General features: G+C 42.6%; 9 protein-coding genes and 1 rRNA gene. 9 read left to right on the top strand and 1 reads right to left on the bottom strand.

The window, feature by feature from the left end:
* Positions 1-16: 16 nt before the first annotated feature.
* The 6 genes from rrf (at position 17) to B050_RS0110120 (ending at position 5,087) form a co-directional block, all read left to right on the top strand.
* A 5S ribosomal RNA gene (gene rrf, locus B050_RS0110145) occupies positions 17-128 on the top strand.
* Between the two features lie 740 nt (positions 129-868).
* A complete protein-coding gene (locus B050_RS0110140) occupies positions 869-2,110 on the top strand; it encodes a dihydroorotase (RefSeq protein WP_018473808.1) in 1,242 nt (413 codons plus the stop codon).
* Entirely contained in the window at positions 2,103-2,618 is a 516-nt protein-coding gene (locus B050_RS0110135; protein ID WP_018473807.1) for a DUF4199 domain-containing protein, read from the top strand. Before B050_RS0110140 ends, B050_RS0110135 begins: the two co-directional genes overlap by 8 nt.
* A 3-nt stretch (positions 2,619-2,621) precedes the next feature.
* Entirely contained in the window at positions 2,622-3,167 is a 546-nt protein-coding gene (locus B050_RS0110130) for a DUF4199 domain-containing protein (protein ID WP_018473806.1), read from the top strand.
* A gap of 7 nt (positions 3,168-3,174) precedes the next feature.
* Positions 3,175-4,131, top strand: coding sequence for a glycosyltransferase family 2 protein (locus B050_RS0110125; protein WP_026235784.1), 957 nt, complete (start codon positions 3,175-3,177; stop codon positions 4,129-4,131).
* 5 nt (positions 4,132-4,136) lie between these two features.
* The gene (locus B050_RS0110120) at positions 4,137-5,087 is read left to right on the top strand and encodes a glycosyltransferase (protein WP_018473804.1); all 951 of its coding nucleotides are present in this window, start codon (positions 4,137-4,139) and stop codon (positions 5,085-5,087) included.
* Here B050_RS0110120 and B050_RS0110115 read toward each other — a convergent pair.
* The gene (locus B050_RS0110115; protein ID WP_018473803.1) at positions 5,077-5,850 is read right to left on the bottom strand and encodes a class I SAM-dependent methyltransferase; all 774 of its coding nucleotides are present in this window, start codon (positions 5,848-5,850) and stop codon (positions 5,077-5,079) included. The genes B050_RS0110120 and B050_RS0110115 overlap by 11 nt on opposite strands.
* A gap of 192 nt (positions 5,851-6,042) precedes the next feature.
* Between B050_RS0110115 and B050_RS0110110 the strand changes: the two genes are divergently transcribed.
* From B050_RS0110110 to B050_RS0110100, 3 genes are read left to right on the top strand one after another with little or no spacing between them, the layout of a single operon-like run.
* Entirely contained in the window at positions 6,043-7,419 is a 1,377-nt protein-coding gene (locus B050_RS0110110; RefSeq protein WP_018473802.1) for an efflux RND transporter periplasmic adaptor subunit, read from the top strand.
* 10 nt (positions 7,420-7,429) lie between these two features.
* Positions 7,430-8,797, top strand: a complete 1,368-nt coding sequence (locus tag B050_RS0110105) for an ABC transporter permease (RefSeq protein WP_026235783.1) — start codon at positions 7,430-7,432, stop codon at positions 8,795-8,797.
* Complete coding sequence (locus tag B050_RS0110100) at positions 8,790-10,286, top strand: TolC family protein (protein WP_018473800.1); 1,497 nt, start codon at positions 8,790-8,792, stop codon at positions 10,284-10,286. The genes B050_RS0110105 and B050_RS0110100 overlap by 8 nt, the downstream gene beginning before the upstream one ends.
* Positions 10,287-10,302: the final 16 nt, after the last annotated feature.

Below are 10,302 nucleotides of genomic sequence, written 5' to 3'. Positions count from 1 at the left end.
CTAGTCCCAACGACTTTAGGGTGGTACGGCGCAAGGGATCCACCTCTTTCCATCCCGAACAGAGAAGTTAAGCCTTGTCGCGCCGATGGTACTGGGGTTACACCTGGGAGAGTAGGTCGCCGCCCGCTTTTATTANAAAGCCTTTTACAGAAATGTGAAAGGCTTTTTTGCGTTTAATGCNTTGCTAATAATCTGCTATCGAACTTTATGGCTATAGAATAAATGATCATCCTGAACTTCTGAGGGCACACGGATATTAAGCCTAACTTTTTAACATTCTGCATAGGGATTATTCCATGTTCTACTACTTAGAATCGATTAATATTGCTTTAGAATAAGTCAATCTAAAAATATTAGCACCGATATAATGCTTAGGGTTGCTCCCCAATGACTTTAAACTGATACCTCGCCAAGGATCCACCTCGCACATTCCGAACAGAGAAGTTAAGCCTTGTCGCGCTAATGGCATAAGGCTTACACCTGGGGAAATAGGTCGCCGCCCGCTTTTATAGGTTTGTATTAGCCTGCATTATTGCCCTCAATGGACGAGAAAGTCGCCTACCGTCTCTAAAATTGGCATTAGGGAAAACAGATAAGTTCTCACCATCTTTTTCATCTAGAGGGCAGCTTATGATTCCACAATTATTGCTTAGGGTTAGCCTGAATCATAGCACTACTAAATAGTGCATCAACTACTTGTATTGGGTGCTCATTCATTTATTTTTCTTTCAGAATTGTTCTACTATTATTGTATATAACCATCCATATGGGGAAATACGGCCACTCAATTGATTTTTATCCTAACTTATAAGTGATAAGGGTTTATTTTTTATAAAAAAAGTGGCAGTTTTGCACAAATAAAATTAGCATGGCAATTCTACTAAAGTCCCTTCAACTTATTCACGATAATAAAATTCAAGATGCTCAGGACTATTTTTATGATGGTCAGCATATCAGTGTGGCTGATGCTGAGTCCAGAGCTTCTGAGGTAATTGACTGCTCAGGCCTGCTGGGGTCTTCTGGATGGATGGATTTGCGTTGTGGAGTAGGAGAACCTGGCTTGGAGCATCAGGAAACCTTAGAGAGCCTCGGTGCGGCCTTGTCACAGGCGGGATTTACAGAAGCTGTGCTGCTGCCCAATACCCATCCGGTGGTACAGTCCAAATCTGAAGTAGAATTTATTAAGAATAAAGTACGATCACTTTTACCTGATTTTCATATTCAGGCGGCAGTTACCAAAAGCTGCGAAGGAGAGGACCTAACAGAGATTCTTGATATCAATCACCATGGGGTGACCGTATTTGGCGATGGAGTCATCCCCTTGTCCAATTCTGATCGTATGATGAAGGTATTACAGTACCTTCAGAAATTTGATGGAATTCTTTTCGATCATAGTTATGATCCGCTTCTCAGCATCTTTGGGCAGATTCATGAAGGCTATACCAGTACATTATTAGGAATGAAAGGCATACCTTCCCTGGCAGAGGAAGTGGCTATTCAGAAGAATATAGACATTTTGCGATATGCTGGAGGGAGAATCCATTTCCAGGCTTTAAGTACAGCCAAAGGAGTGGACCTGATAAGAAAGGCCAAAGCCGAAGGCCTTAATGTCACGGCCGATGTGTCTATTTACCAATTGTTATTTACCGATGAAGATCTGCATGATTTTGATTCCCAACTGAAGGTCCTGCCGCCTTTTAGGAGTGCTGCCGATCAGGAAGCTCTACTGGAGGGACTTAGAGATGGGACTATTGATGCGCTAATTTCTAATCACCAACCTAAAGACTATGATTCCAAACATATGGAATTTGATCTCGCTGATTTTGGTATGAATGGCCTTGGGGCTTTCTTGCATGGCTTGACCATATTAGAACCTAAATTGGGATGGGGCTTATTGATTGATAAAATCACTACTGGTCCACGACGCGTACTGAACGTGCCACAGGAGAAAATGTCCTCTCTTACGCTCTTTGATCCTAAGGGGACTCAGGACTTTAATCATAGCTTCAATGCTTCTTTATCCTCCAATTCCCCCTATTTTAACACCCTGCTTCAAGGGAGAATAAAAATGGTGATCAATAAAGACCAAATCTATAGATCTCATGAATAAGTATTTTAAGGCCGGATACCCTTTTGGCCTTGCGGGTGCGGGACTGTGCCTTTTGTCATTTTTGATCCTGCAGTTTACTGAGCTGAATGCGATAGATTTCACCACTATTGCCGCCTGTATGATTACGCCGGTTTTTGTATTCCTGGGAATGAGGAATTTCCGTGCACAGTGGTCTGGTGGAGAGATGCTGTTTGGTCAAGGGATGACCGTAGGTTTTGTCATTTATGGACTGTTGGCCGTAATAACTTCCTTGGGCGTACTTACTTTTCTATATTTAATGCCTGAAGTGTTTGAATCCTATAAATTGGAAAAATTGTCTTGGCTGCATAGCCAACAGGATTTTATTTCTGAGTCTGTGGGAGAGCAAGCATATTTGGAGGCTTTAGGGGAGAGTGAAGAAATGAATATTTTCGATATAGCATTGGATATATTTCTTAAAATATTCTTACTTGAATTGTTCTTTACAATTATAATTTCAATAATTTTAAAAAGAACAAAATCTCATTAACCTATGGAAAATTCAAATTCCCCCATCCAGGCAGCCCTAAGATGGGGTTTGGTCCTTGGACTAATTGCTGTCGCATTAACTTTTGTTGCGTACTTTATTAATTCAGCTTTACTGGCCTCTTTTTGGTTTGGCATAGGGACTCTGATAGTGTTTTTAGGTTTAGTTGTAGCCTTTGGTTTTCAGTATAGGAATGAAGTAGGCGGATTCATTACTTTTGGAGAGGCCTTTAAATTTTCCTTTATCGCCTTAGTTGTCGCCGGTTTTATTAATATGATAGGGATGATATTATTGTTTCAGGTGATTGATCCTTCTTTGCCAGAAGTACTTGCTCAGGCAAACCTTGATAATACTCTTGCCATTGTTGAACGTTTTGGTGGCCAGGGGGAGATGTCTTCCGCTGATATTGCTAAAATGAAAAATGATTTTTTAGCCAATTATTCGGTTGGAGGGCAATTGAAAGGTTTTGGTATAAGTTTGATTGCTAACGCAGTTATAGCTTTAATTGTATCCGCAATTATCAAAAAGAATAAAAAACCTGATATTTTATAAGGAGTAAATGACACAAGTTTCGATTATTGTTCCCGTGTATAATGAGGAGGAATCACTTCCTGAGCTGACAGAATGGATAGAAAGGGTGATGCAACAGCACCAGCTTACTTATGAACTGTTATTTATTGATGATGGCAGTTCTGACCATTCCTGGGAGGTAATCGAAAAACTTGCTCATGCCAATGGGCATGTGAAGGGCGTGGCCTTTTCGCGCAATTATGGAAAGTCAGCCGCATTGGATATCGGCTTCTCCAAGGCCCTGGGAGAGGTGGTGGTGACGATGGATGCAGACCTTCAGGATAGCCCCGATGAGGTACCCTCTTTATATCATATGATTTCTAAGGAAGGCTACGACGTGGTGTCCGGGTGGAAGAAAAAACGCTACGATCCCTTTACCAAAACCATCCCTTCTAAGTTTTTTAACGGGGTGACCCGCTTGATTTCTGGGATTAAACTACATGATTTCAATTGTGGACTCAAAGCCTATAGAAGGAAAGTGGTGAAGCAGATCCACCTTTATGGAGAAATGCATCGGTATATTCCCCTGATCGCCAAGTGGAATGGGTTTACTAAGATAGGTGAAAAAGTGGTGGAGCACCGTGCCCGTAAATATGGATCTACCAAATTTGGGATTGAGCGCTTTATTCATGGGTTTTTGGACCTGATTTCTGTATCCTTCGTCAATAGATACAAGAAAAAACCCATGCACTTCTTTGGCTCCCTGGGGACTATTTCATTTTTGGGTGGCTTCTTAATAACATGTTGGCTGGTGATTGAGAAAATACGTAGCCTTCGCCTGGGTTTATCCGTTAGGGAAGTGACAGATCAGCCTTTGTTCTATTTGTCTCTCGTGGCTTTGATCGTCGGAGTACAGTTATTTCTGACCGGATTTATGGCGGAGATGATGACTTCCAATAGCTCGCGCAAAAGCGATTATAATATTGACGATGAAATTAACTTTTAAGAAGTATGTTTTTCTCGGTCATTATTCCCGTTTACAATAGACCTAAGGAGCTTCACGAATTATTAAATAGCTTGACTGGCCAGCTCTTTGATGATTTTGAGGTGATCATCATTGAGGATGGATCCGATCTTAAAAGTGAAAACCTGATAGCTGATTTTAGCAGCTCCTTAAATATAAAATACTATTATCAAGCTAATCAAGGGCAGGGTTTTGCCAGAAATACTGGTGTTAAAATGGCTACTGGACACTATTTTGTGTTCTTTGATTCAGATTGTATTATTCCTCCTACTTATTTTACCACACTTTATAAGGCGATTCTTGAAAGGAAGCTTGATGCTTTTGGAGGCCCCGATGCTGCCGAAGATAGCTTTTCGGTATTGCAGAAGGCAATTGATTTTAGCATGACCTCCTTCTGGACCACCGGTGGGATAAGAGGAAAGGGCTCTGCTCCTGCAAAATACCAAGCGAGAGGTTTTAATATGGGCTTTAGCAGGAATGTTTATGATGAGGTGGGTGGCTTTTTGGATCCCAATAAGGGGGAGGACATTGAGATTTCCATTCGGATCAGGAAGGCGGGATTTAAGCTGGAGCTTATAGAAGAGGCCTTCGTCTATCATAAAAGAAGAAATACACTTGCTTCTTTTTTTCGCCAAAGCTTTTCTTTTGGTCAAAACCGTGTAAATGTGGCCAGATTTCATCCTGGTGCCATCAAACTGGTTCACCTAATGCCTTTAGCGTTCTTTTTGGGTTTATTGGCCTTGTTAGGGACTTATCTATTTAATTTGTCAATTTTCTCCTTATTCCTAGGTCTATACTTAGTGTGGAGCATAGGCTTATTTATAAGTGCATTGACTGCCAGCAAATCGATTGCGGTAGCTGCTCTTGCACTAGTTACTTCCTATGGTCAGCTGATTTCCTATGGAATTGGACTATTGCTGGCGTTAATTAGGCGGTAGTGGATCCTTTGGTGCAGAAATAGATGATTTCGGTGATGGGCAAGGCGTGTTTTTCTACTACCTCTTTGGGCAATTCCTGAACAAACCTGTCCTCAGAAACCATCAAACCTGATTTACTCAACCGAATGGCATAATCATCCCCATACTTCCGAACATGATCTCGTTGACCAAAAGCCTTTTCGCGTTCCGCTGGAGCGGTGATACTCGGATCCTCAAAGGTGGTGGGGATATTATATACCGGGGATTGGATGATTCCCCAGCCCTTAGGTTTCAGGACTCGATTGATTTCCTTACAAGCGGCAATATCATTGTCCACGTGCTCCATGACGTGATTACAAAAGACTACATCAAAAGAGGCATCCTCAAAAGGAATCTGGTGAATATCCATTTTCACCTTTGCCAGTGGAGACTCGATGTCTCCTGTGATATAATCAATATTGGGAAGCTTCTCAAATCGATCAATAAAGCAAGCCTCAGGCGCCACATGAAGCACTCGTAATGGAGCCGTGAAAAAATTAGTTTTTTGCTGAAGATAAAGCCACATTAAGCGGTGCCTCTCCAGAGCTAAGCAGTTTGGACACAGGGCATTCTCACGGGCCTTTCTGCCATAAGGTAAAAATTTCTTAAAACCTTTTTCACATACAGTACATATTACCTTATCACCTTTATTCGCAAGTGCGACCGCCTTAAGAAATAGGGGCGACACTCGCTGTAAAAAGCTTCTGGGGATATACCTGATTACAAAACTAATTATGGACTTCATAAAGGGAATTTGATGCAATTGGGCTGCAATTTAGTAAAACATTTCAGTGTATATTAACATTTATTAATTAAGTTTTTAGTTTGAAATATTATGTTAATGGCTATATTTGATTTTAGTTGGGGGCATTAATAGATTTAAAAAATTTAATTTTGTAAATAATAGACTTTAAAATTACCTAATAGACCCAGTGTCATGAAAAAGAATTTATTATTTGTTGCTGCAGGAAGTATAGTTGCCATTATCATACTTTACTTTATTTTTTTTCCATCCGTGACCAGTGATGGTTCAGATATCATAGTCTCAGTGGAAAAGAGCGACTTTACCGTTGAGATAGCCACCACAGGTGAGCTTAAGGCCTTAAGGTCGGTGATGATACTAGGCCCCACCCGCGCAAGGGAGTTTCGTGTCAATCAACTGACCATTGAAAAAATGGTCGATGAGGGCACTGTGGTGAAGAAGGATGATTTTATTGCTTCACTGGATAAGTCGGAGCTTTTTGGGAAGTTAAGTGATGGCCAGAATAATCTGGATTCCGAGACCGCCCAATATGAGCAAGCTAAGCTAGATACCGCCCTGACCTTGAGACAGGAACGCGATAATATTTTGAACCTAGACTATAATGTGGAGCAGCGCAAGTTGGTCTTAGAGCAGTCTCAATACGAGCCACCGGCAACGATCAAGCAGAATGAATACGACCTGCAGAAGGCCAAGCGTGATATGGATCAGGCCAAGCAAAACTATGAAATCAAATACAATCAGGCGCTAGCCAAGATGGCTGAAAGGACGGCCCGACTCAGGAAAGAAGAGCGGGAGTTTCAAGCTATGAATGATTTGTTAGGCGAATTTACCATTACCGCTCCTCAGGATGGAATGGTAATTTATCAGACTAACTGGGATGGAAATAAGATTGCCGAAGGCTCTCAAATCAGTGCCTGGAATCCGGTGGTGGCCACACTTCCTGACCTTACCGAGATGCAGAGTATCACATATGTAAATGAGGTGGAGATTAGGAAAGTAAAAGTGGGTCAGGAAGTAAAGATTGGATTAGATGCTTTTCCAGAAAAGAAATTTACGGGCAAGGTTACCCGAGTGGCCAATGTAGGTCAGCAGCGACCAAATTCTGACGCCAAAGTTTTTGAAGTGGAGATCCTCGTCAATGAAAATGATGATGTGATGAGGCCAGCGATGACCACTAGTAATACGATATTGGCCCAGGAGCTGAAGGACGTGGTCCACGTTCCTTTGGAGGCAGTTCACGTTCATAATGATAGCATTAACTATGTTTATCTAAATAATGGAGCCAAGCAGGAAGTGAAATTGGGCCTTGCCAACTATGATGAAGTAGTGGTGGAAATGGGCTTAGAGGAAGGTGATAAAGTGTACCTATCCATCCCGAACTGGGGAGAGAAAGATCAATCTATCAGGCTATTAGAGGCATTGAATGGGAAGCGAAACCTGGAAGAGGAGGAAGAGAAAGCCCCTGCAGCTAGGAATGCTGGACCTAAACAAGGACCGGGAGGCCGACCTGCTGCTGGTCAAAAGGGTAAAAGAAATTCCTCTGCTTCTTAAAATAGATATGATGTTTAATCCAAGACTACTGTCTAATTTTTATATAGCATTTGAGGCGGTAATGGCCAACAGACTGAGATCATTACTTACAGCATTGGGGATAATCTTTGGTGTTGCGGCGGTGATTGCCATGATGGCTATTGGTAATGGGGCCCAACAGGAGATTCTAGAGCAGATTAAGCTCGTGGGTGTAAATAATATAATAGTGGAGCCTATTGTGGAGCAGGTGGAAGAGCAGGTAGAAGGATCGGCAGGAAATGGCCCAGGGAAAGAGAAGAATAAATTCTCACCAGGGCTAAGGATGCTAGATGTGGAAGCGGTGAAAAAAACCATACCAGGAATAGAGCGGATCAGTCCGGAGATTATTTTGGATACTTATATTGTCAAGAGTGGTATCCGTAGATCGGCAAAACTGGTGGGAGTAACTCCTGAGTATTTCAAAGTTACCAATTTCCAGTTACGTGAAGGAGGTATGTTTACCGATAATAATCTGCTGCATGGCGATCCGGTGTGTATCATAGGCAGAGGGGTGCAGACCAAGTTTTTTAGCAAGGAAGAACCTATCGGTAAGCGAATAAAATGTGGCAATCAATGGATGCGGGTCATCGGTGTCATGGAAGAGCGAATCGTCTCGGACCAGAGTTTGGCTAAGTTGGGCATAAGGGATTTTAATATGGATGTTTATATCCCAATACAGACCATGCTCGTGCGCTACAAAAACCGTGATATGATCACCTCTGGCAATCTAGCGGCAGGAAGAAGTGGTAGTGCAAGATTTTTTATAGGTGGTCAGGCGCCACAAAATAGTGCTACTGTACCTACCAATTACCATCAGATCGATAAGTTGGTCGTTCAGGTTAGTGATAGTAAGCTGCTCAACCCGACGGCAGATGTGTTGTCGCGGCTTTTGGAAAGAAAGCATTATAATGTAGTAGATTTTGAAATCACCATTCCAGAATTACTATTGAAGCAACAACAAAGAACCCAAAATATATTCAATATAGTGCTGGGGGCGATTGCTGGGATATCTTTACTGGTAGGCGGAATTGGTATTATGAATATTATGCTCGCTTCGGTAATGGAGCGGATCAAGGAAATAGGCTTAAGGCTATCTTTAGGGGCAAAGAAGACCGATATTGTTCACCAATTCCTGTTTGAAGCCATGATGATCAGTGTGTCAGGAGGAGTGATCGGCGTCATATTAGGGGTTGTTCTTGCCAGCTTAGTTTCTAATTTTGGGGATTTTCCCACCATCATCACCATTCCTTCCATCTTGGTGTCCTTTAGTGTCGCAGCGACGGTAGGATTGATTTTTGGAATTGCTCCTGCGCGACGGGCGGCGAGTCAAGACCCTATAACCTCTTTAAGATATGAATAAGTACAAGACCATTATACTAGTCCTCTTAATTATTAGTGGCGTAAATTACCAGGCTTTTTCTCAGGAAAGAATACGTTATTCTTTGGGAGATATTATCGATCGGGCCAAGTCAATGTCCCCGGCGGCATTGCGCGCGGAGACGCAGCGGCAGAATTTATATTGGCAGTACCGGTTTTATAAATCTAACTATAACCCACAGCTGCGGCTTTCCGGAACGCTTCCTTCCTACTCTCAGGAAGTGCGAGCGGTGGAGCAAAATGATGGATCCATTGAATACCTGCCATTGCAGCAGAGCATAGTGGACGTAGGACTGGGATTACAGCAGTCTATTGCGCTTACTGGTGGTAATATCAGTATCAATACTTCCACCACCCAATACAATAACTACCTCGTGGACGACCCTAGCCAAAAAACTAGATGGCAGGGGGTGCCGGTCAATGTGCAACTTTATCAACCTATTTTTGCATTCAACCAGCTAAAGTGGGATAAGCTCATCGAGCCCTTACGATATGAGCAAAGCAAGAAAGGCTATGTCGAGGAAATGGAGCAAATCAGCGAGCGGGCTACCCAGCTGTTTTTTAGCTACCTTCTCTCGCAGGTAAGCTATGACATTGCGATGCAAAATAAAACCAATATGGAGGGCATCTATAAAATAGAGCAAGGGCGCTATAATATTGGTACCACCACAGAGGATCAATTATTGCAGGTGGAGCTGCAAGTGCTGCAGGCCGATCAGGATTTGGCATCGGCCCAGCTGGCCCTTGAGAGCACTGCACTAGCCTTGAGATCTTATATCGGTCTGAATGAAAATGTACAGTTTGACCTCCTCCTGCCAGATGTGATCCCGCAGTTTGATGTGGATGTGGACAAGGCCATTTCTCTAGCCTTCGAAAATCGCTCTGATGCAGTGGACTTCGAGATCAGAAGAAAAGAGGCTGATGAGCAATTAGCTCGTGCCAAAGGCCAGCGGTTTAACCTCGATGTCAATGCCCGATATGGGTATAATAATGCCGCAAGTACCTGGGGAGGGATTTATGATCAGCCCGATCAACAGGCGGTGGTAAGCCTGGGAGTAAGTGTTCCTGTGCTGGACTGGGGAAGGAATAAAGCAAGAATGGGGATAGCTCGAGCCAATCAGGAACTGGTAACTTATACCGTGCAGCAGGATATGATCACTTTTGAACAAGAGATATTTACCCAAGTGAAAAACTTCCAACAGCTAAGAGACAGGATAATAATAAGCGAAAAAGCCGATGAAGTGGCTGCCAAAAGATATGAGATTTCCCGCCAACGCTACCTCAGCGGAAAGATGGATATTACCAACCTCAATATTGCTCAGACCGAAAAAGACTCTAATAAACAAAGCTATATTAGCTCCCTAAGAGAATATTGGTTGGCTTATTACGAACTTCGTCAGCTTACCTTATATGATTTTGAGCGTCAAAAACTCCTTTATGATGCCGAAGCTGAAATGAATAATAAGGAGTAAAATAGAAAGTAGGATT

It is taken from the genome of Echinicola pacifica DSM 19836, assembly GCF_000373245.1.
In the GTDB taxonomy this organism is placed as follows: Bacteria; Bacteroidota; Bacteroidia; order Cytophagales; family Cyclobacteriaceae; genus Echinicola; species Echinicola pacifica.
Note: the sequence above shows the minus strand (reverse complement) of the source record. Positions and strands in the feature narration are given on the sequence as shown.

Excerpts from the sequence above, each read along its gene's own strand:
- B050_RS0110115 (WP_018473803.1), bottom strand. The coding sequence starts at position 5,850 with ATGAAGTCCATAATTAGTTTTGTAATCAGGTATATCCCCAGAAGCTTT.
- B050_RS0110120 (WP_018473804.1), top strand. The coding sequence starts at position 4,137 with ATGTTTTTCTCGGTCATTATTCCCGTTTACAATAGACCTAAGGAGCTT.
- B050_RS0110135 (WP_018473807.1), top strand. The coding sequence starts at position 2,103 with ATGAATAAGTATTTTAAGGCCGGATACCCTTTTGGCCTTGCGGGTGCG.
- B050_RS0110100 (WP_018473800.1), top strand. The coding sequence starts at position 8,790 with ATGAATAAGTACAAGACCATTATACTAGTCCTCTTAATTATTAGTGGC.
- B050_RS0110130 (WP_018473806.1), top strand. The coding sequence starts at position 2,622 with ATGGAAAATTCAAATTCCCCCATCCAGGCAGCCCTAAGATGGGGTTTG.
- B050_RS0110125 (WP_026235784.1), top strand. The coding sequence starts at position 3,175 with ATGACACAAGTTTCGATTATTGTTCCCGTGTATAATGAGGAGGAATCA.
- B050_RS0110105 (WP_026235783.1), top strand. The coding sequence starts at position 7,430 with ATGTTTAATCCAAGACTACTGTCTAATTTTTATATAGCATTTGAGGCG.
- B050_RS0110110 (WP_018473802.1), top strand. The coding sequence starts at position 6,043 with ATGAAAAAGAATTTATTATTTGTTGCTGCAGGAAGTATAGTTGCCATT.
- B050_RS0110140 (WP_018473808.1), top strand. The coding sequence starts at position 869 with ATGGCAATTCTACTAAAGTCCCTTCAACTTATTCACGATAATAAAATT.